This is a genomic window from Cryobacterium sp. Y11 (assembly GCF_002929535.1).
Taxonomy (GTDB): domain Bacteria; phylum Actinomycetota; class Actinomycetes; order Actinomycetales; family Microbacteriaceae; genus Cryobacterium.
The window spans coordinates 217,337-242,549 of record NZ_PJJO01000059.1; the positions used below are offsets into that span (position 1 = coordinate 217,337).

Here is a 25,213-nt window from a genome sequence, read left to right on the forward strand (position 1 = left end):
TAAGGGTAACCGCTCAGGCTCCGGTGAAAACGAGCACGAGCAGCACAACATTGAGCGCAACCAGGGCCAGGGCGCAGACAACTCCGGCGGCCGTCGTGAACCAGCGGTTGGTGAACGTACCGAGCAGCCCGCGCTGCGCGGTAAGCCAGACCAGCGGAATCAGCGCGAATGGAATGCCAAACGACAACACCACCTGGCTGAGCACGAGCGCCTGGGTTGGGTCGAATCCGACACCCAGAATGAGCAGCGCCGGAATCAGCGTGACCAGTCTTCGCAGCAGCAGCGGAATGCGCACGTGCAGCAGGCCGTGCATGATCTCGGCCCCGGCATAGGCGCCGACCGAGGTTGAGGCGAGCCCCGACGCGAGCAGGCCGACGGCGAACAGCGTCGCGACGATCGGCCCGAGCGTGTCCTTCAACGCCGCGTAGGCCCCCTCGAGCGTGTCGGTTCCGTCCACGCCCTGCAAAGCGGATGCCGCGAGCAGCAAAATCGCCAGGTTCACCGTACCCGCGATCGCCATGGCAATTGTGACATCCCACTTCGTGGCCCAGAGGAGGCGCCGGGTCGCGACCACGCCCTGCCATTCCGGAAACCGGTCCCGGGTGAGAGACGAGTGCGCGTAAATGGCGTGTGGCATGATCGTGGCGCCGAGAATCGAGGCGGCGAGGAGTACCGAGTTGGAGCCCTCGAACCGGGGCACCATGCCGGAGAGCACGCCGCCGCCGTCGGGCGGCGAGGCGAACACCCCCGCCGTGAAGCCGACGACAATGATGATCATGAGCGAAATGATGACGCGCTCGAAAATGCGCGGACCGCGCCGGGAGTGAACCATCAGCACGATCATCGAGATGGTGCCGGTGATCAGCCCGCCCCAGATGAGTGGAAGGTTGAACAAGAGGTTCAGGGCGACGGCCCCGCCAATGATCTCGGCCAGGTCGGTGGCCATGGCGACCAGCTCGGCCTGGATCCAGTACAGCCGACGAGCGGTGGGCCGTTTCATACGTACCCCGAGAATCTCGGGCAAGCTCGCCCCTGTCACGATGCCGAGCTTGGCCGAGAGATATTGAATGAGCCAGGCCATGACGTTACCGGCGACAACCACCCAGACCAGCAGATAGCCGTAGCGGGCGCCCGCGGTCATATTGCTCGCGACATTGCCGGGGTCGAGGTAGGCGACCCCGGCAACCAGGGCGGGACCGAGCAACCAGAGCAATCGGGTGGAGGCGACCGTGGTGGGAGCCTGGGCGAGCACGCGATCATTAGCGGGAGCATCCGTTTTAGTCATGCCGAAACCATAACGACAGTTTAGACAATTCGAAAGCCTGAAACGGAAAACTCATCCAGCCAATGTTCATTCGGGTTATCCCGCACGCACACCGCTCTCAACCCGGTCGCCCAGATCGTTGTCGACGTTGCGCCAATAAGCGCATGCACGCAGAAGTACTGACGCGCTGACGTCCTTGAGAAGATGCCCGGCACTGTTGCTCACCTGGCGCGCGGGATCCCGCGGTCACCCATCAGCCACGTCACCTGATGCGCCGACTCGGGGGAGAGTGTCCAATAATCCCACTGCATGTCATGGTCACGAAGATTGGTATCGGCGCGACGCTTTTGCGACCGGATGAAGTCCATGAACTTCAGCGGATCCCGCATGAAGAAGACCGGGGTGTTGTTGCCGACCATGTCGTCGTTGCCCTGCTCCGTGTAGAGCTTGATGGCAAAACCACCCGGATTACGCCAGGTATCGGGGCTTCCCCGTTCCCCGGCTCAGGTGGAAAACCTGATCAGAAGGTCAGTGTGCTTCCGGCCAAGGTGGTGATCCAGAGTGCATGGTGTCCCTCAACCAGTAGCTCAATCCGACTCCCCGCGGGGGCGGCGTCAAGGGCACTTTGAAAACATCGCAAGTTTTTGGCCTCGGATATTTTCGAAGTCTCGGGTCGCCAGGAGCGGCCCGAGGCCGTGCAGCCCCCGAGCCGATGCGCAGCCACGATCCGCGCGTCGGCCCAGGGGATACGGTTAAGCAGTGAATGAACCAGTAGCAGACCGGCCAGCAATTGCGATGACGCCCGAGAACCCCACCCCCGAGCGCTCAACCTACGGGGTCGGCCCATGGGCGGGGGAGTGGCCGAGCGAAGGCCGCTACGACGCCGAATTGCTCGAGAACGGCGACACCCGCAATGTGATCGACCGCTACCGCTATTGGAACATGGCCGCGATCGTGGCCGATCTGGACGAGCACCGGCATCCGTTTCACGTAGCTATTGAGAACTGGCAGCACGACATGAACATCGGCTCGATCGTGCGCAGCGCTAATGCGTTCGGCGCCGACACCGTGCACATTATTGGCCGCCGCCGCTGGAATAAGCGCGGCGCCATGGTCACCGACCGCTACCAGCACGTGCTGCACCACCCGGATGTCGCCGCCTTCGTCGAGTGGTGCGAGGCCGAGTCGCTGCCGATTATCGCCATCGACAACGTGCCGGGCAGTGTCATTATCGAAACCTTCAGCTTTCCCGAGCGGTGCGTTTTGCTGTTCGGTCAGGAAGGCCCCGGCCTGTCGGAGGAGGCCATCGCCGCCGCCGATTCCATTGTCGAAATCAGTCAGTTCGGGTCGACCCGGTCGATCAACGCCTCGGCGGCTGCGGCCGTCACCATGCACGCGTGGGTGGTTCAGCACCGGTTCTGAACTTTTCTGCACTCGGTGATGGTTTGGCGCTAGCGTACCGGTATGACTGCGATCACTGACGATCTTCCGGCCCGACTCCTCCACGAAGAAAACGCCGGATGGGAGGCCATTTTGGACGGACAGGGCGGCGCGTACTACCAGCGCGAAATGACCGACGACGCGTTGATGATCGTGCCGGGCGGCGTGATCACTCGCGACCAGGTCACCGCCTACTTTGACCAGGCGGCTCCGTGGGAGAGCTACGGAATTCACGAGCCCGCCATCATCCGCCTCGGCGAGCACGCCGGCGTCGTTGTCTACAAGGCCATCGCCCGGCGCGGCGAGGTCGTGGCCGAGCTGAACATGTCCACGACGTATCTGTTCGTCAACGGCGGCTGGCGGGTTGCGGCACGGCAGCAAAGCCCCGCGTAGCGGTTTAGAACGTCAGGGTCCGTCGCCGGGATGCGGGCCCTGCGGTCTTGGTAGGATTCAGTGTGACCGGCGACAATTTGATTTCAGAGTCCGAGACCCTTCTTCCCGCGGAACCGGAGGTGCTCGAAGCCCTTCGTCGAACCGCGAGGAGCGAGATCGCCGCCGTCGCGCAGGCGCACCCGACCTCGCCGTTGGCCTGGGCCGAACTGGCTGATGCCACCCACTCAGACGGCCGCATGCTTGAGTCGTACGCCTACGCCCGGGTTGGCTATCACCGAGGACTGGACGCCCTGCGCGAGGCCGGCTGGCGCGGCCACGGCCCCATTCCGTGGCGCCACGAACCAAATCGCGGAGTTTTGCGCGCCCTGTTCGCGCTGCGCCGCGGTGCCGAAGAAATCGGCGAGACCGACGAGGTCGTGCGCCTGACGGCTTTTCTCACGGATGCCGATGCGAGCGCAATCTCGATCATCGCCGTCCTGCACACTGGCAGCCCGGGATTCGACCCGGCGCCGCCCACCGAAGCCTTTGTAATTCGAGGAGAAGACTAAATGCCCGCGATCGTACTCATCGGAGCCCAGTGGGGCGACGAGGGCAAGGGCAAGGCCACCGACCTGCTCGGCAGCCGGGTCGACTATGTCGTCAAATTCAACGGCGGCAACAATGCCGGACACACCGTGGTTGTCGGCGATGAAAAGTACGCGCTGCACCTGCTGCCCTCCGGCATCCTGAGCCCCGGCGTTACCCCGGTCATCGCCAACGGCGTTGTCGTCGACGTCGAAGTGCTCTTTGAAGAGCTCGACGCGCTGTCCGAGCGCGGTGTTGACGTCTCCCGGCTCAAGGTCAGCCTGAACGCGCACGTGATTACCGCATATCACCGCACCCTCGACAAGGTCACCGAGCGTTTTCTCGGCAAGCGCCAGATCGGCACCACCGGCCGTGGCATCGGCCCGGCCTACGCCGACAAGATCAACCGGGTCGGCATTCGCGTGCAAGATCTGTTCGATGAGAACATCCTGCGCCAAAAGGTTGAGGGCGCCCTCGACCAGAAGAACCACATGCTGGTCAAGGTCTACAACCGTCGCGCCATTGAGGTCGAAGAGATCGTCACCGAGCTGCTCGGCTATGCCGAACGCCTGCGCCCCATGGTCACCGACACCGCGCTGTTGCTGCACCAGGCGCTGACAGCCGGCAAGACCGTTCTGTTCGAGGGTGGCCAGGCCACCATGCTCGACGTCGACCACGGCACCTACCCCTTCGTCACGTCTTCGAACGCCACCTCGGGCGGCGCGGTAACCGGTTCCGGCATCGCCCCCAACCGCATCGACCGGGTCATCGCCGTGGTCAAGGCCTACACGACGCGGGTTGGCAGCGGACCGTTCCCGACCGAGCTGTTCGACGAATCCGGCGAGTACCTGCGTGCCCAGGGCTTCGAGTTCGGCACCACCACCGGCCGCCCGCGTCGCTGTGGCTGGTACGATGCCCCGATCGCCCGGTACACCTCGCGCATCAACGGTGTCACCGACTTCGTTCTGACCAAGCTCGACGTTCTCACCGGCCTGGCCGAGATTCCGGTCTGCGTGGCCTACTCGGTCGACGGCGTGCGTGTCGACGAGGTTCCGGTCTCGCAGAGCGACTTTCACCACGCTGTTCCGATCTACGAAAACTTTCCCGGCTGGACAGAGGACATCACCGGGGTGCGCACCTTCGACGAGCTGCCGCAGGCCGCGCAGAACTATGTGCTCGCGCTCGAGGGTATGAGCGGATCGCGCATTTCGGCGATCGGCGTCGGCCCCGACCGTGAAGCCATCGTCGTTCGTCACGACCTGATCGACTAGAACCCGCCTATCCGTTTTGTGGCCGACCTGCCACACTGGGCGGGTGACCGCCGTGAGACCCCATTCAATGACCCTGACCGGTCGTTTTGTGCAGCTGCAACCGCTCGGCAGTGCCGCGCTGCCTGACCTGTACCGTGCCATCGCCCACCCCGAGGTATTCGCGACCGGTTACGGCGGCGGTCCGGCGGCGTTGGCGCGCGATGTCGACGGGTTCATCAAATGGGCCAATGATTATTTTCAGTGGGAGAGCCTGCCGTACCTGGTACGCCTGCTCGGCGGCCCGCACGACGGTGACGTCGTTGGCACCACGACCCTCGGTGACATCGACGTCGTCGCCGAGTCAATCCACCTCGGCTGGACTGCCTACGACCCACGCGTCTGGGGAACCGCCGTCAATGCCGAAACCAAACTGCTCGTGCTCAGCAATGCCTTCTCCAACGGCTTCGGCCGGGTCAAAATTCAAACGGATGCCATCAACGAGCGTTCCCGCGCCGCCCTCCTCGGCATCAGCGCCACCTTCGAGGGCATCCTGCGTCGCGATCGCCCCCGCGCCGACGGCACCTGGCGGAACACCGCCGTCTACTCGATCCTGGCCGATGAATGGCCGGCCGTTCGTGCCGGGCTCGAGGCCCGCCTCGATGCGTGTGCGGGCCGCTTCGTGACCTATCGGAGCCTGCGCAGTGCCGGGCCCGGCAGCACCATCAGCGGCGGCGCGCCTCAGGGTGGGTTCCACCCGGCCGCCGGGAGTGCGCCCGCCAGCTCCGCGGGGGCGACGGGTTCGACGCCCGCGTCCGACGCAGAGCAGAGCGCCGAGGCCGACACGTCGCAATAGGGCGCCGTGGCATCCGCTACCATTCTTCGGTGCAGTTCAGACGTTGAGCTTGGTAGGGCCCACGCTCGCCGGAGCCCGCTATAGGCTCGAATCGTGCCTACTACCGCCGCCGCCAGCAAAACTCTTATCACCCTGCAATTTCTGGGAATGGGACTGATCTGGGGCTCAAGTTTTCTGTTTATGAAGATCGCACTCGACGGGGTCAGCTTCGGGCAGGTCGCCTGGTCCCGCCTCGTACTCGGCGGGCTCACGCTCGGGCTGATCGTGCTGGTGAATCAGCCGCGCATTAACAATGGGCCGGTGTTGCCGCGCCAACCCCTGGTCTGGCTGCACTTTCTCGTGATTGCGATCAGCGGATGCGTCATTCCCCACCTGCTTTTCGCCTGGGCCGAACAGTACGTGTCGTCAAGCCTGGCGAGCATCTACAACGCGGTCACGCCGATCATGACGGCGCTCATGGCGACGTTGGCCTTTCGGGTAGAGAAACTCGTGCGCGCCCAGGTGGCCGGCGTCGTGCTCGGCATCATCGGCGTGGTCGTGATCATCGGACCGTGGCAGTATTCCTCGCTGACCGGCGACCTGTGGGGCCAGCTTGCCTGCCTCGGCGCGGCCGTCTGCTACGGATTCACCTTTGGCTATACCCGTCGTTTTTTGAGTGGACGGCCGATTGCCGGGTCAACCTTTGCTTTTCTCAATATTGGCATCGCCGGGTTCCTCATGCTGCTGCTCACGCCAGTGCTGGCCTGGAGTCCGGTGGCGCTGACCGTGCCGATCGTGCTCTGCCTGCTGGCTTTGGGCGCGCTCGGAACCGGCATTGCCTACATCTGGAACATCAACGTGTTGCGTGCCTGGGGCCCGACCAACGCGTCCACGGTGACCTACGTGACGCCAGTGGTCGGCGTGATGCTGGGGGTGCTTGTGCTCTCCGAAACGTTCTCCTGGCACGAACCGAGCGGCGCGCTGTTGGTGCTCGTTGGCATTCTTCTCACGCAGAAACGGTTGCGTCTGCGGCCGGTGGGGGCCCGGGGGCGGGCGGCGGCATCCGTGTGACACGTGCGGCATGCATTATCGTGAAAGCATGGCCGCATACGAGGAATTACCCGCCGACGCTGAGGCGATTGATCAGCTGCACAGCATTCGCGAGAGCATCGACAATATTGACGCCGCGCTCATTCATTTGCTGGCCGAGCGGTTCAAATTCACCCAGCAGGTCGGGCGCCTCAAAGCCACGCACGGGCTGCCGGCCGCCGACCCGGCCCGCGAACTCCTGCAGATTGATCGCCTCCGCGGACTCGCCGAAGAGGCGCACCTCGACCCGGCCTTTGCCGAGAAATTCTTGAATTTCATCATCGCCGAGGTGATCCACCACCACGTGAAGATTGCCGGCGGCGAGGCTGTGACGGCCGGGCGGGTTGCCGGGGCGGCGCCCGGGGCACACCCGATTCCGCACCCACCGATCGCCGCCTCATAATCTGCGTTCCGTGACGTCGACAACCTGGAACCCTCGTTCTTTACCAGACCAGAGTGGCAAGACCTTCGTCGTTACCGGCGCCAACGCCGGGCTCGGCTACTTCACCAGCGAGCAGCTGGCCGGTGCTGGCGCACACGTCATTCTGGCGTGCCGCAATCTTGTGAAAGCGGATGCAGCGGTGGCGGCCATCCGCGCCCGCGTGCCGGGGGCATCCGTTTCGGTGTTGCAGCTCGATGTCGCCGATCTTCAGTCGGTGCGCACCGTCAGTGAGAGTCTGCGCGCTCTGCCCCGCCTCGACGGTCTGATTCTGAACGCCGGAATTGTGCACCCGCCAACCGACCGGCAGGTGAGCCTCGACGGCAACGAGCTCGTCTTCGCCACAAACTTTCTCGGGCACTTCGCGCTCACCGCTGGCACCCTGATGGCCCTGCGCCGCACGCCCGGCAGCCGCGTCGTATCGCTCGGCTCGTTGATTTCGCGGCTGATGGACTCGTCCCTCGACGATCTGCAGCTGGCCACGACCTATAACGGGTGGAAGGCCTACGCGCAGTCCAAGATTGCCATGCAGGTGTTCGGGTTCGAGCTCGACCGGCGGCTACGAGCGAACGGTGCTGGCACGGTCGCGTCGCTGGTCGCGCATCCGGGATATTCCATCTCGGGGCTGACCCCGACCATCCGTTCGGTCAATGAGGTGTCACGGGGCAAGCGCGTGATAGATGGTGCCCAGCTACTCGTCGGGGCGCAGAGCAAGCAGCGGGGCGCCTGGTCAACCGTGCGCGCCGCGATCGACCCAGATGCCCACGGCGGCGACTACTTCGGCCCGCGCTTACTCACCCGCGGTGCGCCGGTGCGTCAGCCCGCCACCCGCACCTCCCGTGACAGAGCCGTGGCCGCCCGCCTCTGGGAGCGCGCCGAAACCCTAATAAAAGAACCCTTCCTATAAGTCCGCGAGAGCGGGAAATATGCTGCTTCAGCGTGCGCGAAGCAGCATATTTCCCGCTCTCACGAGACGGCGCGCGCCGCAGGTAGTCTGACCAGATGACTACAACTTCCGCTACCCTGACCGCAGTTACATTAGGGGACGGCCTCACGGTCAGCCCGCAGGGCTATGGAGGCATGTCGCTCACGCCGGTCTACGGTCCGATCGACCCCGACGATGCCCTGCGCACGCTGACGCATGCCGTTGACTCGGGCCTCACTTTCATCGACACGGCCAATGTCTACGGCAACGGGTTGAGCGAGCGGACCATCGCCAGGCTGATCGCGACCCGGCGTGATGAGGTGCAGTTGGCGAGCAAGTTCGGCATCCTTTCGGGCGGCGGCATCGGTGCACGCGGCATCCGTGGTGACCGTGCCTACGTGTTCGAGCAGATCGACCTGAGTCTCGCGCGCCTCGGCACCGACCACCTCGATCTCTACTACCAGCACCGGGTCGACCCCGAGGTGCCGATCGAAGAAACCGTCGGGGCGCTCGCCGAGTTGGTTCAGGCGGGCAAGATTCGTCACATCGGCCTCTCCGAACCGACCGGCGACGAGTTGCGGCGCGCTGCCGCCATTCACCCGATCGCCGCCGTGCAGTCCGAGTGGAGCATCATCAGTCGGGATGTCGAGTTGCATGTCATTCCGACCGCGATCGAGCTGGGCATTGGGTTCGTCCCATATTCGCCTCTGGGGCGCCAGTGGCTCACTGGGCTCTTCGACCGCAGCGCGCTCACTGACGCAGACGGGCGTCACAAGTTTCCCCGGTTCACCCCGGATGCCCTCGCCGCCAATCAGCCGTTGCTCACCGAGGTGCGTGCGGTGGCCCGTGAGGGCGCTGTTTCGCCGGCGCAGGTTGCGCTTGCTTGGCTTTATGCCAAGGGTCGAACCCTCGGTGTCGCGGTGTCGCCCATTCCCGGCTCCCGCTTCATCGAGCGAGTGGACGAGAACCTGGCGGCCGCGAGCATCCGTCTCGACGCTACACACATCGAGCGCTTGGACGCGCTAGCCGACCGCGTCGTCGGCCACCGTTCGTTCAACCCCCAGTGGGTCTCCGCCGGCCGCGAATAGCCCCCGCTACCCGTCCGTCCCGCGAGAGCGGGAAATATGCTGCTTCAGCGTGCGTGAAGCAGCATATTTCCCGCTCTCGGCTCACGACTCATGGTCGCCAACCGCCGGCAATGAGCGCCACTGTTACTCTGCGGATCACCTCGGGTGGATTGCGGAGGTGGGATTTGTTGATGCGGATCACCCGCCACGTGTCCTCCATGAGCGCGTCGAGGCGGTCAACGTCCCAGTGGTACTGGTTCTCGTCGGTGCGGTGCTGCCCGCCGTCGTACTCGAGCAAAACACGGTACCGGCGAAAGACCAGGTCGCCGGTGGCGAGTTTCACCCCGGCGCGGCTCAGAATTATGGCGTTCACCTCGGGCTCAGGCAGGCCCGCGCGCACGATGAGCAGTCGCAGGTCGGTCTCGCGTGGTGAGTCGACGCCCGGTCGAATCCAAATCAGCGCCTCGCGCAGGAGTTTTACGCCCCGGTGTCCCGAATAGCGACGAACGGCCGTCAGCAGGTCGCGCATCTCGGCGAACGGATGTTGACGGCGCACGAGTGCGTCGCCGATCCGGATCAGGTCGTCGAGCCCGAGCACGCTGGAGAGCTGGCACCATGTGTCAACCGCGCTGGTCGCCCGCAGGCTACCAATTTTTACCACGGCGAGACTGCCGGGCTCCAAGTGGTGACCGATCACCCCACGAACGTTGGGGCGGGCTGCCGGGTTGTCTGTGCCGATGTGCAGTACCACCGCATGTTGCAGGGCCCAGGGCAGAGGCAGACCGTGGATGATGGCCGCAGTCACGTGGCTGAAGTAGTGAGTGGGGAGCATCCGCTGGCTGTACGTTTCAATGCGCGACTGAACACCGTCGTCGGCGTCGCGCGGCACGCGCATGCTGGGAAACGGATGCGCCAGGTCAGCGCCGCGCATGCGTGTGGGACTCAACCCGAAATTGAGACCCTCGCGGGTGCTGAACCCTCTGTGCTGCAGTTCCGGCGGGAGTTGACTGGCACGCTTCATACTTCAGAGCATGCCCCGTACCCGGGTCGAACGTGACTTATCCACAGGATTGGCTGTCGCCACAAGCAGACCCCGCTTGCGAGAGCGGTAAAAACGTTGCTTCAGCTGTCTCGAAGCAGCACTTTTTCCGCTCTCGCGAGAAGGGGGGGTTAGGCGAAGGCTGCGGGGAGGGGGGACTGGTGACGGGTGCGCATCTCCGAGAGGGGGGCGGTGAAGACGTCTTGCACTTCGAGTGCGTGCAGGGTGTTGTCGGTTACGCCGATGCGCAGCACGGGGACGTAGCGGCCGGCGCAGAGGCCGAGGAACTTCACGTCGTCTTCGCGGGGCACTGACACGATGACGCGACCGGCCGACTCCGAGAATAGGGCAGTGGATGCGTCCACCCCGTCGCGCCCGCAAATGTCACCCAGCCAGACCCGCGCGCCCACACCGAAGCGCATCACGGCTTCGGCCAGGGCCTGGGCGAGCCCGCCCTCGCTCAAGTCGTGGGCGCTGTCGATGAGGGCTTCCTTCGACGCGGCATGCAGCAGTCCGGCGAGGGCCTTCTCCCGACCGAGATCCACGATCGGCGGACGACCGCCGAGGTGGTTGTGCACGACACCGGCCCAGGCCGAGCCGTCCAGTTCGAGGCGGGTCTCGCCGAGCAGGTAGATGTTGTGTCCGTCGTCCTGCCAGCCGCTCGGGATGCGGCGGGCGACGTCGTCGATGACGCCGAGCACGGCCACGACCGGGGTGGGGTGAATCGGCTGATCGCCGGTCTGGTTGTAGAACGAGACGTTGCCGCCGGTGACGGGAATTTCCAGCTCCAGGCATCCGTCGGCGAGGGCCGTTACGGCCTCACGGAACTGCCACATGACCTCGGGGTTTTCGGGGGAGCCGAAGTTAAGGCAGTCGCTGACGCCGGCCGGCACGGCGCCGGTCGCCGCAACGTTGCGGTACGCCTCGGCCAGGGCAAGCTGGGCGCCGCGGTACGGGTCGAGTTGGCAGTAACGGCCATTCGCGTCGGTGGCGATGGCAAAGCCGAGTCCGCTCTCCTCGTCGATACGGATCATTCCGCCGTCGTCGGGAAAGGCCAGAGCAGTGTTGCCCTGAACGTAGTGGTCGTACTGGTCGGTGATCCAGCTCGGGTCGGCCAGGTTGGGCGAGCCCAGCAGGTCGAGAAACTGCTCGCGCAGGGTCTTGCCGTCAAGCGCACGGGGTAGAACGGAGGCGGTGTCGGCCTGCAGGGCGTCGATCCAGGTCGGGTAGGCGAGGGGACGCTCGTAGACCGGACCATCGACGGCGACGGTGCGCGGCAGCACGTTGACGATTTCTTCGCCGTGCCAGTTGATGATGAGGCGGCCGGTGTCGGTGACCTCGCCGAGCACGCTGGTTTCGACATCCCACTTCGTCGTGACGGCGAGAAAACCCTCGAGCTTCTCGGGCGTGACGATCGCCATCATACGTTCTTGGCTCTCGCTCATCAGAATCTCTTCAGCGGTGAGCGTGGGGTCGCGCAGCAGCACCTTCTCGAGCTCGATGAACATGCCACCGTCGCCGTTGGAGGCGAGTTCGCTGGTCGCGCAGCTAATTCCGGCCGCACCGAGGTCTTGAATGCCCTCAACGAGCTTGCCCGCAAACAATTCAAGGCAGCACTCGATCAGTACCTTCTCGGCGAATGGGTCACCCACCTGCACGGCGGGGCGCTTGGTCGGCCCGCCGGCGCTGAACGTGTCAGAGGCAAGAATCGATGCCCCGCCAATGCCGTCGCCGCCGGTTCGGGCACCAAAGAGAATCACCTTGTTGCCGACGCCGCGGGCATTGGCCAGGTGCAGGTCTTCGTGCCGCAGCACGCCGACAGAGAGCGCGTTGACGAGCGGATTGCCCTGGTAGACCCGGTCGAACACGGTTTCGCCGCCGATGTTGGGCAGACCGAGGCAGTTGCCGTAGAAGCTGATGCCGCTGACGACGCCGTGCACGACGCGGGCGGTGTCGGGATCATCAATCGAGCCGAAACGGAGGGCATCCATCACGGCAACCGGACGGGCACCCATCGAGATGATGTCGCGCACGATGCCGCCGACGCCGGTCGCGGCGCCCTGGAACGGTTCAATGTACGAGGGGTGGTTGTGCGATTCGATCTTGAACGTGACCGCCCAGCCCTCGCCGACGTCGAGCACACCGGCGTTTTCGCCCATGCCGACCATGAGGTTTTTCTTCATGGCGGGGGTGACCTTGTCGCCAAACTGGCGCAGGTACATCTTCGAGCTCTTATAGGAGCAGTGCTCGCTCCACATCACCGAGTACATGGCGAGCTCACCTGACGTCGGGCGGCGGCCCAGAATTTCGCGAATCTTCGCGTACTCGTCGGCCTTGAGCCCGAGCGCGCCGTAGGGCTGCTCCTTCTCGGGCGTGGCAATAGCGTTGGAAACGGTGTCGGCGGCGCCGCGGGAAGAAGTATTGGAAACAGCGGTCACGTGTGGAATTCTCCCCGAGATAGCGGATGCTTGACCCGCCAAGTCTACCGGTCGCCTCGCTACGCCGACATCGGCATGACGAAAGGGCGGGTCGGATGCCGAAGCACCCGACCCGCCCTGTTGGGTTTAGTGGGTCAGCCCCTACTTCTCCCAACCCATGTTCTCGACGGGTTGCACCCCGAAGAGGTCCAAGCCAACGTAGGGCTCGGGCGTGAGGTTCGCGAGGCCGTCCTTGACGGTCCAAATTTCTGGTCCGTTGTACAGCGGGAAGATGCCCCAGGTCTCGGCCATGATCTCGGCCTCGAGCTTCATCGCCTGGACCGTCTGCGCCTCGGGGTCAGAGATCGTCTCGAGCTCCTCGTGAATCTTCGTGTCGATCTCGGGAGTTCCCGTTCCTGAGAGGTTTAGCCCACTGTCGGAGCAGTAGATCTGGCAGAACCAAGCCGCACCGAAGGGGTCAGAGGCACTGAATCGTAGCGAAAAAATGTCCCAGTTCTTCGTGGTGTAATCGGTGGAGAAGTCCTGAGGTGAACGCGTGTCGATGGTGACAGCAAAACCGGCGGCCTTCAGCTGCTGCTGCAAAGCCTTGGCGCTAGCCTCCTGCACCGGGTCGTCGCTGAAGATGGGGTAGGTCACCGCAAGTGCGACGCCATCCTTCTCGCGAATTCCGTCCTCGCCTTCGACCCAGCCGGCCTCGTCGAGCAGTACCTTGGCGCCTTCGAGGTCAAACTTGTAGCCTGCCTCTTCGAGCGCGTTGACGTAGTCGGGCTGGAAGGTGTACAGCGTGAAGGAACCAGCGGGATCTTCTTCGTAGTTCAGACCGTTCCACACGACCTTCTTCTGCTGCTCCACATCAATGGCCATGAAGAATGCCTTGCGCACATTGATGTCTTGGAACTGTGGCTTGTCGGCGTCAACCTGCAAAAGCGTATTGGCTGTCTGCTGAGCCCGGTAGGTTACGACACCCTCCATGTCCTTGACCTGCTCGAGGCGGTCCTTGGTGTTGGTGCTCGTCATGTCGATCTCGCGGTTTTTGAAAGCGTTAATCTCTGCTGCGCGGTCCAGCTGACGAAAGGTCACCTTGTCGAGCAGTGGCTTCTCGCCCCACCAATTTTCGTTGGGCTCAAACACCACGGTTCCACCGTTGATGTCGAAGTTGCTGAGCTTGTACGGCCCGGCACCCCACTCGGCATGCGGCTCGTCAATGTAGCCCTCGTTGAAGATTTCGGGTGTGTTCACATGGGGGTTCAGCACAGTGGTGAAGAGCATCTGGGGCCACGCAAATTCACCCTTGAACGTGACGACGGCCTGCTTATCGGTTTCGCCCTTGGTGACCGACTCGATCTCCTTGTAACCGTCGGTGGCATTGGGACTGTAGCCCTCTTCGTAGGAACGGTTGGCGATCCAGGTTGCCTCGAACGCTGTCCAGTCGATGGGTGTGCCATCGTTCCAGACTGCGTCAGCGTTGATGGTGAAGTTGACGAAGGTCTTGCCGTCCGCGGTGCCGAATTCCCAGGCGTCGAGGTAGGCATCGTTCTTGTAGGGAGTGCCATCCTCTTCCATGAGCAGAATCTGTGGCGTGTACCACGTAGCGAGGCGCGAGGTGTCCGCGCTCGCGTCGCCGTTGAGGGGGTTCATCTGCGGGGTGATCTCCGTGATCGGGAAGACCACCTCGCCACCCTGCTGCAGGTTCTCGCGTGGTTGGGGATTATAGTCAGCTGACGAAACCGCAATGATGCTTTCGTCCTCGTTGCCGGTGTCACCTCCCGCGGTGCAACCGCTGATACCGAGGGTGAGAACACCGCCCAGTGCGACAATTCCAAGTAACTTTCTGTGCTTATTCATACCGTTCCTTACTGTGTAGGTCTGGACGTGGGAAGACTGATTTCGGCTAAAAACCTTGGCACCCGAACGGTGGCACGGCTCACTCCGCGCAGACGTTCTATCTGAAGTGACATGCGTTGCGATGAGCGTTCTCTGGCCCGGTCAATGGCGGCACTTCGCCGAGACAACGTGCCTGTTTCTCTGGTGGCAAAACCTTGAAAAGCTGGCACCTACTGGCGAAGGAGCAGCCACCAACTTGATCGGTGGCGCTTGCCAGATCGCCACTGAGCACGATGCGTTCGCGGGTGCGCTCAACGTCCGGATCCGGGATGGGAATCGCAGAGAGCAACGCCTGCGTATAGGGATGCTGTGGATCTTCAAATATCTCGTCGACGCTGCCATGCTCAACGAAAGCTCCGAGATACATGACGGCCACTCGATCGGCGATATGCCGAACGACGGAGAGGTCGTGCGCGACGAAAAGATAGGACAGGCCCAGCTTGGCCTTGAGCTCATCGAGCAGGTTGATCACGCCGGCCTGGATGGAAACATCGAGTGCCGAGACGGGTTCATCAAGCACCACAATCTTGGGGCTGGTGGCCAAGGCTCTGGCGATACCGATGCGTTGGCGTTGGCCTCCCGAGAACGCGGACGGAAAACGGTTGCTGTGCGTTGGATCGAGGCCGACCAAGTCCATCAGCTCATCGACACGCGTTTCGCTCCCAGCTTTCTTGGTCCCGATCGCACGTAACGGCTCGGCGATGATATCGGCCACCGTCATGCGCGGGTCGAGAGCGCCCATCGGGTCTTGAAACACGATTTGGATGTCACGCCGCAGCGTGCGCTCGGCGTGACCGCCACGCACGTCGGCGACGCTCGTTCCGCCGAGGAGGATGTCGCCGTCGACCTGTTCGACCAGATCCATGATTTGCAGTAGCGTAGTGGTCTTGCCGCAACCCGATTCGCCGACGATGGCCATCGTCTCGCCCTCGCGAATGTCAAACGATATTCCGCGGATTGCATGGACTTCCCCGACCTTGCGTTTGAGGAACGCCCCCTTCATCAGGGGAAAGGTCTTGGTTAAATTACGTACTTCGAGTGTCACCGGCCGATCCTCACGGGGTACGCCCGCTAGCGCGCGCTCGGGGATGTCTGGCACCGGAAACACGGGGTGCCCATCGATAAGGCCACCATCAGTAATTTCGTGTGAACGTATGCAGGCAGTTTTGTGTTCGCCCACCTCATCGTTGTCAACGCTCACGAGATCGGGTTCGCGCGTGTGGCAGGCATCGATAGCGATTGGACAGCGCGTCGCGAATGGGCAGGCATCCGGAAGATTTATCAGCAGCGGCGGGTTTCCCTTGACCGGTATGAGGGGTTGTTTCTCCGCTTTGTCGACCCGGGGGATCGCGCCAAGGAGGCCAATGGAGTACGGCATGCGCGTGCGGTGGAAGAGCTCGTGCACGGGAGCCTTCTCGACCGGCTTGCCCGCATACATCACCAGCACATCGTCCGCGGTCTTAGCAACGACCCCCATGTCGTGAGTGATCATGATGACGGCGGCACCGGTCTCGCTCTGGGCTTTGGCGATCAGGTCGAGAATCTGGGCCTGGATTGTCACATCGAGGGCGGTTGTCGGCTCATCGGCGATGATCAGTTTCGGCTTGTTGGCCATCGCGATCGCGATCACCACGCGCTGGCGCATCCCGCCTGAGAACTCGTGGGGGAATGACTTCATGCGCCCTTCGGGATTGGGAAGCCCCACGGTCTCGAGCAGTTCGACGGCACGAGCCCACGCTGCACGCTTCGACAGCTTGCGATGAACGGTGAGCGCCTCAATAAGCTGGTCACCAATGCTGAAGACCGGGGTGAGCGACGACAGCGGGTCTTGAAAGATCATCGCCAAACCGTTGCCCCGAATCGCGGAGAGCTGCTTGTCAGACTTGCCGAGTAGCTCCTGGCCGTCGAAGGTGATTGATCCAGAGACCCGAACGTTCTCGTCTAGCAGCCCCATGATCGCCAACGACGTGACCGACTTGCCCGAGCCAGACTCGCCGACAATGCCGAGTGTGCGACCCGCCTCGAGGTCGAATGAGATGCCGCGCACGGCGTCTACGGTGCCCGTCTCCGAAGGGAAGCTGACCTTGAGGTCGCGAACAGAAAGCAATGCGTTGGTCATGCTCGCCCTCCAGCGGCCGAAGTCGGGTCGAGCGCGTCCCGCAGGCCGTCAGCGACCAGCGCCATCGAGACGGTGAGTAGCGTGAGCGCGGCGGCAGGAAAATAGAACAACCACGGTGCGCTGGTGATGGTGTTTGCACCGGAGCCAATCAGTGAACCGAGCGAGACATCCGGGATTTTGACACCGAAGCCGAGGAACGAAAGACCGGTCTCGGTCATCACTGCGGCAACCACACCTAGAGTGAAGTTGATCACCAGAAGCGACCCAATGTTGGGCAGCATGTGGCGCAGCACGATCTTCATACCCGGCACGCCCATATAGCGGGCGGCGTGTACATACTCTCGTTCACGCAGTGAGAGCGCCATCGTCCAGATCACGCGAGCGGGAAAGAACCACCCGATGAGAATCATGATGAGTGAAATAATGCGCCAGTCTCCACCAGAACTGTTGGAGAACATCGCCAGCAGCAGGAACGTGGGCACGACCATCAAAAAGTGAATGAGCAGCAGTGTGAGCCGCTCGAACATGCCGCTGAAGTATGCGGCCGCGGTGCCAACCACTGCGGAGATTACGGTGGTTCCTACCGAGACTGCGACGGCGATCATGAGTGAGCGTTGCAGGCCGATTGCCACCTGGGCGAAGGTGTCGTTGCCTGCGCTCGTGGTGCCAAGCCAGTGTTCGCCGCTCGGCGGCTCACCGAGGTTGAGAAAATCGAGCTCAATGTGGTCGTAACGCGCAAGCAGGGGAGCAACGAGCGCGAACAGCACGAGGACGGCAAAGATCACGAGGCCCGCGACCGCCGGACGATTGCGCCGAAAACGCCTGGAGTAGAGCTCCCATTTCGACATCCGTTTTCTGGGAAGCCGAAGGGCAGTGGTTTCTGGACCGACGGCCGGTTGGATTGAATTTCTGGGCATCTCAGCTCACCCGCACTCTTGGATCGAGAACAACAACGGCGATGTCGGCGAGCAGCGCGCCGATCGCGGTGAGAACCGCGCCAAACGCGGCAATCGCGACGGTTCCATGGATGTCATTCTTTGCAATGGTTTCAAGAAAGTAGCGCCCCATACCGTTCCATCCGAAAATCGACTCGGTGAGGATTGCGCCCATAAAGACGGTGGGGATTGTGAAGGCCACCTGTGTTGCGACTGGAATGAGCGAGGTGCGCAGCGCGTGCTTGCGAATGGCCTGTGCCTTGGTCAGGCCCTTGGCGCGGGCGGTACGCACGTAGTCGGCATTGATGTTGTCGAGCAGCAGCGAACGCTGGAGAAAATGGGTGCCAGCGTAACCAATGATCACGAGTGCGATGGTCGGTAAAATGAGATGCTGCAGGGCATCGATGATGATGGGGAAGAACCCCGTAACACCCAGACTCGACGAGCCGGTGACGAAGAACACCGTCGTTCCGACCATGTTGTTGAAGCCGATCGCCAGCAGCACGATTCCGAGAGCCGCCACGACGATATTGATGTTCATCGTGACGATCGAGGTAGCCTGACCGATGCGGTCGGCAATCTTGTACTGTCTGGACGCGGTGTACACGCCGAGGGCAATGCCCAAGACGGTGGCGAGTATCGTGGCACCAAGTACGAGCTCGGCACTCACCCACATGCGATACGCCACTTGATCATTTACCGACTGGCCGACCGGGCTGACTCCCCAATCCCAGCCGAAGATGATGGCGGAGAACCAGCTCCACCAACGTTCCAGGAGTGGGACGGTATCGCTGAGGTTTCGTGGTTGGAGCAGTTGGACTACCTGCTCCTCTGACAGCGGTGGGCGACGTCCAACATAGTTGTTGCGCGGGTCAAGGAAGCCCCATGCCAAAAAGTAAGTTAAATTCGTCGCGACCACGATCATGAGCATCCAGCCAGCGAAGCGACGTATCAAATACTTGATCAAGAGCTTGTCTTTCTGCAGTGAAAGCGCGTGTCAGGATCGCCGACGCCACGTTGAGTCAGTTTGCGGTGTGTACCCATGCGCTCGCCATTTGTGTACGGCGTGTTGACATGTGTAAAAGTTTTGTATCACCACAGTGTGTACCTACAGTGTGCCACGTCTGGTGTCTGTGGCGTTAGTCGATGACGGCCACCGCGTCTTTTGAAGGTCATCAACGCGATCGCGAGCAAGGTGCCTCAGTAGACCCCGATGCGCTACGGTTTCAGTCACTTTGCACGCAGTCGCTATCTAACCGGTGGCGCCGCAAATTTATGCGATGCCAGCCTTATCGGCCGTGGCCGACAGCCATAGCGTCGTCCGCTGGAGTTCGACGTTTACGGGGTGGGAGTACGAAATGGCACGGGATAGCTTGGTTGATTGCTTTGGACCGCTCGGGTGGACCGCAAGCGACGATGCCACATTTATAGGGAGTCACCCTGGAGCAGTCCTGGCTCGGGTCGTCATCGTACATAGCAACCGAGCTGAGGTAGCACTTTCCGGTGGGTTGGTGAACGAAGATACCCATCTTGCGACCGGTTTAAATTTTACGCCAGTTGCTGGTGATTGGGTGGCTGTCACGAACGGCCAGATCGTTGCTGTGAGTGACCGGCGTACGGCTATCACTCGCCCCGACCCTGACGGGACCCGCACGCAGGTACTGGCCGCAAACGTCGACACCGTTCTGATCGTGGTTGCGATTGATCATTCGCCTAGCCTGCGTGCAATCGAGCGTCTGCAAGTCATGGCCTGGGATTCTGGTGCGATACCGTTGCTTGTTCTGACCAAAGCTGACGCTCACGACGATCCGGAGGAAGTACTCACGTTTGTCGCACCTGTTGCAGTTGGCCTCGAAACCTTCCTGACCAGCACCCGTGACGGGCGCGGGTTGGATGCGCTCCGGGACCGAATCTCGGTCGGAACGACCACCATGTTGGGAGCGTCAGGTGCGGGAAAGACGTCTCTCCTGAATGCGATGGAGGGCACCCATGCTGCTACGGCGGACGTACGAGGTGACGGCCAAGGCCGTCACACCACGACGACCAGGCGGCTGTACCCCATGCAAAACGGAGGCGTCATGCTCGATGTTCCCGGCATTCGCTCTCTATCTCTGCACGCTACCGATGAGGGGATCGCCGAGACGTTCACGGAGATCGCCCAAGCCTCACAGCGGTGTCGGTTCCGCGACTGCGCACACGATGGCGATGCCGGTTGCGCCATCGCTGCTGCGGTTATTACGGGTGAGATCTCCGCTCGGCGGCTCGAGAGTTGGCGGGCTGTGCAGCGTGAATTATCCCATCAAGATCGACGACATGATCCCGCTGCCATGGCCGAGCAACAACAACGATGGAAGCAGATGACCAAAGCGAGCCGCAAGCGTCGGTGATTACCGTCTGCCCTCGGTTACGAGATTCGCCGGTTCATTTTTATTTCTGGTCCCGCCAGAAAAGAGCACCAAGGCACCCATCAGGGCGACCGTGATTGCGATCGTAATCACTGCCACTGTAGTCGTACCGGTTGCACTCGCGACGCCGAAAACTAGCATGCCGGCGGGGATGCCCACTGTGTTCACTATTTGGTCACGCGCGGCGAAAGTATGTACACGAACCTCGTTGCCGATCGATTGCCCCAAAGTATCCCATCGAATTCCCGAGAGAGTAGTCAGCGCGGAACCAATGAAACCTGCAGTCCAAATCGCTACGGGTATGGGGACGAAGAGGAAAAACAGCAACTGCAGTGCGATACCCACGCAGCACAAGAGCTGCAGATACTTCCACGGAACCCGTTTCAGAACACCTAGCAGCGACGATGTCGACCCAAGTAGCGATCCCACAGCCATGCATGCCGCAGTCACCGCCCAGGTCTGTGGAGAGTTTCTGTCAATTACCAGGGTCGGCCCCGCGGTGCCCAGGAGCCCGATCGTGAGCGCAACAAAAAGCCAGGTAATGAGCCCCATGTTCACCCAACGTGGAAGATTCGTGCGAATCCGTTCTGTCTTCACTATTTCTTCGTCGGAAGATAACGCTCTGACTTCGACAGATGCGGGAATGCGCACACCCGCAAGTAATATAATCCCGATCAGAAAACCGACCGCATCAATAAGAAGCACCGCATTGAATCCGAGCAGTAACACCACAACTGATCCGGCTAGCGGCCCGGAAATGGCGAAAGCATCGCCCAGAATAGACAACCACGCATTCGCCTGCCCGTGGTATTGAGTAGGAACGATGCGGGGAATCGCCGTGAATCTCGCTGGTTGAAAGAAGGACGTTGCGATCCCGTATACAGCCGACGAAACAGCCATCGCGACGATGGCCGGCCCCGGACCGTCACTTGCAACCCCGCCAAATACCAGCCAGGCAAGCAAACCAGCCTGCGCGAAAAATCGCACAATATCGGAGCCGATCATTATGCGAACCGGGTTACGTGCTGGTGCAGATCGCTGCACTACTAACATGCCTACGAAACGACCTCCCCACAACGAAAGCAGAACTGCCGTTAGGCCCCAACCAGACGGCTCAATCCTGAGGCTTTCCAGCGTGAACGCAATAGGAATGAGTGACCCGCCCAAGCCCGATACAAAAGCAGCCGAAACGAGTCTGCGAAACCCATCGAGGCGGAAGGGATGAAAAGTGCTCACGCTCAGCGAATACGGCAATCCTGACCCCCGTGATCACTTCGATATGATCTTGAATTGTTTGCGCATACGGAACGTAATTGTTCATATGATTGGATACACTGTAGCGCCCTATAGCTCCCCGTCGAACGAGAGACCACAGAGAGCTTGAGCTTCGCGCATTCTTTGGGCGATATCGGAACCCTCTGGCCACGTGACGACTTCACGTGCCCGGGGCTGGACAAGGACAGTGGGGATGCGTTCCGGTATGTCGGATCTGTGCGGTTTTGGAGCGGTTCGGGCTGTTGATTTGGCCCAGTTTGCAATGGTATTTGACTATCCTAAGCGCGGTAAGAGCTGGGGTGGGAAGATGAACCTGATGACGATACAACCTCCCCGTCTATTCGCTCCGGTAGGCAACGCCACGCACGTTGGCGCTGCTGTGGACACGGTCGAGGATGTCGACGGCTGGCAGGTGTTTGTGCACGGCACGTTGTTCCTTGCCTGGGACACCGATGATATGCCACGGTTAGTGGCTAATCCTGCCCAGGAGAAAGTGAAACTGGGGCGGAGCCGGCCCGGGCAGCAGATCCTGGACCAGGAGATGAAACGCTTCACCCACAGCATCCGCATGGCCGCCGTCAACACCGCCGACACGCTCGCCCGAGAGATCCGCACCAACACCGGATTCCAGCGCGCCGACCGCGAATCCCCTATCAGAACCCCTGGTGTTGAGGGTATAACACGCAACATAATCACAGGTTTCGTAAAAATAAATAGCGGTGAAAACGATGCAGAGTAGCGAGAAACGGAGGGTGTCTAATAAACGAACGTTTATTGGGATTGCTGCAGTTAATCAATTTGGTAACTGGTTGACTTTTCTCTCGGTCATCGTGTTTGCGCAGCAATCATATGGCTCAGCAGCAAGCGCTCTGATATTCCTGGCGCAAACGGTTCCGGCACTACTTGCGGCCCGCTCAATCAGCGACCGTATTCCTGTAAGGTACACCCGGCGTGCTTGGATACTGGGACAGGTTACTCTGGCCGGAATCACGCTAGGAATAGCGGTTACGTATCACTATTTTGCTGCGATTCTTGCTTATGTAGCCATTTCGATGATGATTCGTGCTGTTCTCAATCCACTGTATATGGCACTTCTTGTGGAGTCCGTTCCGCAGCCCCAACGACAATCGACGATGACGGGGGTTGGTGCAGCGGGTTCTATTGCGGTCGTGGTCTCTCCCGCTGTAGGGGGCTTGCTGCTGGCCACCGTGGGGCCGACCTACTTGTTCTTACTTGACGCCGCAACCTTCGTAGCTGTCAGCCTCTGGATGCTGACAGCCAAAGGGGTCCAGTCCCCGAAGAGCGGTAACCCACCAACAAATCGCTGGTGGAGTGGTTTGCCGTCTCCACGTGCTCTAGCTCGTGCGCCAGGCCTGGCGAATCGGCACGTTTGGGGTTTCCCGGCGTTGACTGCCTGGATCTTCTTGCTTCTCGTGGGGGCATTGTTGAATGCACTTGAAACACCCTTTAGTTTCACCATAATTCAGGTATCTGAAGCCGAGTTTGGTTGGATCTTGGCATGTTTTGGCGCTGGTGGCTTGTTGGTACTTATTGCCTCACTGTTTTCTGAGGTCAAGCTACTGCGACCCAATCTCGCGGTGGTGGGGTATGCCGTTGGACTCCTCGTGTGGATGGTATTACCCACTGCTGGGCCGTATCTTGGTTTCTTCATCGCGGGGCTCTCCGCAGCAACTCTTTCCGGCTGGGTACGAGCCTCGGTGGACGCGTGGTCTCAAACAAACAATGTTGACGCCAAGCTGGTGTGGGGTTGGGCCAATCAGTCCACACTTTTCGTGAATTTAGTCAGCTACGTCCTAGCTTCCGTTCTCTTTGGTTTAGGGCTTTCCCCGATCTATCTTGCAGCACTGCTCTTTCTCGCATTCATACCGTTGGCAGTATCTGTTCATAGGCAGCGTCCTGAGCTGGCCGATGTATGGGGAATGCGGAGGAATGCAGCCCGCGCGCGCCATAGGCTGTCTCCATGACAGACAGCGCGCTCATCGGCCCCGTCGCCGCACCGGGTCTGCATGTCATGAGTTTCAACATCCGTCGACGCCTGCCGCACCTCAACCCGCGCAGCCCCGATCGGTGGGTGCACCGGCATCCGCTTCTGAAACGATTGCTCGAGCTGGAACAGCCCGCGCTGATCGGCGTGCAAGAAGCACTGTTCGACCAGGCGAACTTCGTGCGTCACGCGCTCGGCGATCGTTACCGCTCGATCGGTTATGGCCGGGAAGCAAACAGGGGCGGGGAAGGTTGCCCAATCGTCTACGATTCCCATCGTCTGCGCGTGCTCACATGGAAGCAGACGGCCCTCTCCGCCACACCGTCGCAACCGGGCTCCACCTCGTGGGGCAACCGCACTCCGCGCGTCGTCGTTGAGGCGTCCTTTCGCGACATGGCCACCGGCACCGAGTTTCGGGCCGTGAACACGCACTTTGACCACCGCTCCCGCACCTCGCGGCTGCGATCCGCCGACGTGCTTCGACAAATTGTGGCCGCATCATTGCTGCCCACCATCGCGACCGGCGATTTCAATACGGATGCGAATACCGCCCCCTATCACCGTCTCACCGACCACGGTCTCCTGCTCGATACCTGGAACACAGCAGAAAAGCGCCTCACCGACGAGTGGGGAACGTTTCTGAACTATCGCCCGCCGCGGCGCAATCTCAAACGCATCGACTGGCTCCTCGTCACGCCCGGCGTCACCGTGCTGACGGCGGCCATTAACGTGAAGCGCTATGGGGGCGGCTGGCCGTCGGACCACGCCGCGATACAGGCCGTCGTGAATCTTGCCGGCGTCGCCTCCGCGGCTTGAGAGGTGACTGAGCGCTGACCGGTGCGGGGTTAGGTCAGTCGTGCAGCACGAGCCGCATGCCAGTGACGCTCCCGATTCGTGACACCAGAGCGGTGCAGACCGCGCGTTTTGGCCTTCCAGCTGCTTGAGCTATGAACCCTAACTCGTCGTCACTATAGCTCTCAGTGAGGTTATGGGTGAGGCCACAGTGAGCAGGTGAGCGATGGGCATTGACGTCTAGAAACCGCAAAACCCGAGGCCTCGCCCTGCGAGATCTCCCAGGGTCTGCTTCTAGCACCACCGCGAGGGGTCAACCACCGCTAGCACGTGATTTGGGGGCGGTCGAGGTGCGGGCGATAGCCCTGGTGGGTGGCCCAGTCGAGCCAGTTCGCTGGCATCCAGCTTCCGTCGCGTAGCTGGGGATGGTGGGGGTGCCGACGCAGCGCCCAGAGCACGAAGACGAGTTCTGACCATTCGGAGGTCAGTCGCCAGGTGACCGGGCCAGACGTTGACCGCGCCTGCATAATGACCACGTTGAATCCCACGACCTGCATCAGGTCAACCGAGTCCCAGGTCCAGGGGTAGAGCCCCTGCATGGTCTGGATGTAGAAGCCCTCGCTCGTGACGAAGAGCGTGCCGCCGAACAGTGGTCGCCAGGCCTGCTGCGCGTCGGCGGCGGCCTGGTTGCGCCGGGACGCGTTGCCGGCCGCGCTCGCCGCTAGCGTTCCGGCTGCCAAGGCGAGGCCGAACGGTCCAGCGCCCCAGACGAATGTCGAGGACCGCTCGTAGGAGCCGTTGCCAGCTGCATAGAAGGAGTCCACGAACAGGTTGCCCGCCGCCAAAGCGATCTCGCCGCCGGCCAGCGGAAAGAGGGTCTCGATACGGTGCTCGGGCGTCCGCCCCTGCACCGTGTCGGAGACGATGTGGCACGTGGTCCAGAGGGATGTGTCTGCGGGCAGCCACGAACGCTTCCGGGGGTGTGAAAGAGGGGGCACCCTCGAACCATAGCGCTGGTAGCCGGCCACAGGCACGCGCTGTTCAGCGCGTCGGAGCGA

23 protein-coding genes and 1 pseudogene are annotated in these 25,213 nt (G+C 61.8%); 13 read left to right on the plus strand and 11 right to left on the minus strand.

The features are described from left to right. Positions 1 to 13: 13 nt before the first annotated feature. The 3 genes and pseudogenes from CXY75_RS14490 to CXY75_RS14500 form a co-directional block, all read right to left on the minus strand. On the minus strand, positions 14 to 1,285 hold the full coding sequence (locus tag CXY75_RS14490; RefSeq protein ID WP_104083512.1) for an Nramp family divalent metal transporter: 1,272 nt from the start codon (positions 1,283 to 1,285) through the stop codon (positions 14 to 16). 75 nt (positions 1,286 to 1,360) lie between these two features. Then, positions 1,361 to 1,489, minus strand: coding sequence for a hypothetical protein (locus CXY75_RS21090; protein ID WP_104083513.1), 129 nt, complete (start codon positions 1,487 to 1,489; stop codon positions 1,361 to 1,363). An 8-nt stretch (positions 1,490 to 1,497) separates the two neighbouring features. Further along, a pseudogene (locus tag CXY75_RS14500) lies at positions 1,498 to 1,797 on the minus strand (catalase); the annotation flags it as partial. Positions 1,798 to 2,059: 262 nt separating this feature from the next. Between CXY75_RS14500 and CXY75_RS14505 the strand changes: the two are divergent. From CXY75_RS14505 to CXY75_RS14545, 9 genes are all read left to right on the plus strand, one after another. After that, a complete protein-coding gene (locus CXY75_RS14505; protein ID WP_104083514.1) occupies positions 2,060 to 2,686 on the plus strand; it encodes a TrmH family RNA methyltransferase in 627 nt (208 codons plus the stop codon). A 42-nt stretch (positions 2,687 to 2,728) separates the two neighbouring features. Continuing rightward, positions 2,729 to 3,097, plus strand: a complete 369-nt coding sequence (locus tag CXY75_RS14510) for a nuclear transport factor 2 family protein (RefSeq protein WP_104083515.1) — start codon at positions 2,729 to 2,731, stop codon at positions 3,095 to 3,097. Positions 3,098 to 3,159: 62 nt separating this feature from the next. Beyond that, entirely contained in the window at positions 3,160 to 3,645 is a 486-nt protein-coding gene (locus CXY75_RS14515) for a DUF3151 domain-containing protein (RefSeq protein WP_104083516.1), read from the plus strand. Continuing rightward, positions 3,646 to 4,932 (plus strand): adenylosuccinate synthase, encoded by a 1,287-nt coding sequence (locus CXY75_RS14520; protein WP_104083517.1) that lies wholly within the window; start codon positions 3,646 to 3,648, stop codon positions 4,930 to 4,932. Between the two features lie 67 nt (positions 4,933 to 4,999). Next, positions 5,000 to 5,764, plus strand: a complete 765-nt coding sequence (locus CXY75_RS14525) for a GNAT family N-acetyltransferase (protein WP_199182476.1) — start codon at positions 5,000 to 5,002, stop codon at positions 5,762 to 5,764. 93 nt (positions 5,765 to 5,857) lie between these two features. Next, positions 5,858 to 6,814: a DMT family transporter gene (locus CXY75_RS14530; protein WP_369826731.1), complete on the plus strand. Its 957-nt coding sequence runs from the start codon at positions 5,858 to 5,860 to the stop codon at positions 6,812 to 6,814. A gap of 28 nt (positions 6,815 to 6,842) precedes the next feature. Then, the gene (locus CXY75_RS14535) at positions 6,843 to 7,235 is read left to right on the plus strand and encodes a chorismate mutase (protein WP_104083519.1); all 393 of its coding nucleotides are present in this window, start codon (positions 6,843 to 6,845) and stop codon (positions 7,233 to 7,235) included. Positions 7,236 to 7,245: 10 nt separating this feature from the next. Next, positions 7,246 to 8,178: an SDR family NAD(P)-dependent oxidoreductase gene (locus CXY75_RS14540; RefSeq protein ID WP_104083520.1), complete on the plus strand. Its 933-nt coding sequence runs from the start codon at positions 7,246 to 7,248 to the stop codon at positions 8,176 to 8,178. A gap of 95 nt (positions 8,179 to 8,273) precedes the next feature. Further along, on the plus strand, positions 8,274 to 9,284 hold the full coding sequence (locus tag CXY75_RS14545) for an aldo/keto reductase (RefSeq protein WP_104083521.1): 1,011 nt from the start codon (positions 8,274 to 8,276) through the stop codon (positions 9,282 to 9,284). A gap of 88 nt (positions 9,285 to 9,372) precedes the next feature. Here CXY75_RS14545 and CXY75_RS14550 read toward each other — a convergent pair whose 3' ends face one another. From CXY75_RS14550 to CXY75_RS14575, 6 genes are all read right to left on the minus strand, one after another. Beyond that, positions 9,373 to 10,209 carry a hypothetical protein gene (locus CXY75_RS14550; RefSeq protein ID WP_146069484.1) on the minus strand — a complete coding sequence of 279 codons (837 nt, stop codon included), beginning with the start codon at positions 10,207 to 10,209 and terminating at the stop codon, positions 9,373 to 9,375. A 224-nt stretch (positions 10,210 to 10,433) separates the two neighbouring features. Then, the gene (purL, locus tag CXY75_RS14555; RefSeq protein WP_104083523.1) at positions 10,434 to 12,740 is read right to left on the minus strand and encodes a phosphoribosylformylglycinamidine synthase subunit PurL; all 2,307 of its coding nucleotides are present in this window, start codon (positions 12,738 to 12,740) and stop codon (positions 10,434 to 10,436) included. Positions 12,741 to 12,881: 141 nt separating this feature from the next. Then, positions 12,882 to 14,585 (minus strand): ABC transporter family substrate-binding protein, encoded by a 1,704-nt coding sequence (locus CXY75_RS14560; protein ID WP_104083524.1) that lies wholly within the window; start codon positions 14,583 to 14,585, stop codon positions 12,882 to 12,884. 97 nt (positions 14,586 to 14,682) lie between these two features. After that, positions 14,683 to 16,743 (minus strand): ABC transporter ATP-binding protein, encoded by a 2,061-nt coding sequence (locus tag CXY75_RS14565; protein ID WP_104083525.1) that lies wholly within the window; start codon positions 16,741 to 16,743, stop codon positions 14,683 to 14,685. Then, positions 16,740 to 17,591 carry an ABC transporter permease gene (locus tag CXY75_RS14570; protein WP_104083526.1) on the minus strand — a complete coding sequence of 284 codons (852 nt, stop codon included), beginning with the start codon at positions 17,589 to 17,591 and terminating at the stop codon, positions 16,740 to 16,742. The genes CXY75_RS14565 and CXY75_RS14570 overlap by 4 nt, the downstream gene beginning before the upstream one ends. Before the next feature lie 70 nt (positions 17,592 to 17,661). Continuing rightward, positions 17,662 to 18,645: an ABC transporter permease gene (locus CXY75_RS14575; protein WP_104083527.1), complete on the minus strand. Its 984-nt coding sequence runs from the start codon at positions 18,643 to 18,645 to the stop codon at positions 17,662 to 17,664. Positions 18,646 to 19,036: 391 nt separating this feature from the next. Between CXY75_RS14575 and rsgA the strand changes: the two genes are divergently transcribed. Further along, positions 19,037 to 20,065: a ribosome small subunit-dependent GTPase A gene (rsgA, locus tag CXY75_RS14580; RefSeq protein WP_104083597.1), complete on the plus strand. Its 1,029-nt coding sequence runs from the start codon at positions 19,037 to 19,039 to the stop codon at positions 20,063 to 20,065. On the opposite strand, the gene CXY75_RS14585 is transcribed toward rsgA, so the two are convergent. Then, complete coding sequence (locus tag CXY75_RS14585; RefSeq protein WP_158251215.1) at positions 20,066 to 21,319, minus strand: MFS transporter; 1,254 nt, start codon at positions 21,317 to 21,319, stop codon at positions 20,066 to 20,068. A 232-nt stretch (positions 21,320 to 21,551) separates the two neighbouring features. Here CXY75_RS14585 and CXY75_RS14590 point away from each other — a divergent pair, with 232 nt between their 5' ends. Genes CXY75_RS14590 through CXY75_RS14600 form a run of 3 tightly spaced genes read left to right on the plus strand, consistent with a single transcriptional unit; the run spans position 21,552 to position 24,179 of the window. Then, the gene (locus tag CXY75_RS14590; RefSeq protein WP_104083529.1) at positions 21,552 to 22,097 is read left to right on the plus strand and encodes a hypothetical protein; all 546 of its coding nucleotides are present in this window, start codon (positions 21,552 to 21,554) and stop codon (positions 22,095 to 22,097) included. A gap of 13 nt (positions 22,098 to 22,110) precedes the next feature. Further along, the gene (locus tag CXY75_RS14595) at positions 22,111 to 23,343 is read left to right on the plus strand and encodes an MFS transporter (RefSeq protein WP_158251216.1); all 1,233 of its coding nucleotides are present in this window, start codon (positions 22,111 to 22,113) and stop codon (positions 23,341 to 23,343) included. Continuing rightward, positions 23,340 to 24,179 (plus strand): endonuclease/exonuclease/phosphatase family protein, encoded by an 840-nt coding sequence (locus CXY75_RS14600; RefSeq protein ID WP_104083531.1) that lies wholly within the window; start codon positions 23,340 to 23,342, stop codon positions 24,177 to 24,179. The genes CXY75_RS14595 and CXY75_RS14600 overlap by 4 nt, the downstream gene beginning before the upstream one ends. A gap of 299 nt (positions 24,180 to 24,478) precedes the next feature. Here CXY75_RS14600 and CXY75_RS14605 read toward each other — a convergent pair whose 3' ends face one another. After that, positions 24,479 to 25,153, minus strand: coding sequence for a hypothetical protein (locus CXY75_RS14605; RefSeq protein WP_146069486.1), 675 nt, complete (start codon positions 25,151 to 25,153; stop codon positions 24,479 to 24,481). Positions 25,154 to 25,213: the final 60 nt, after the last annotated feature.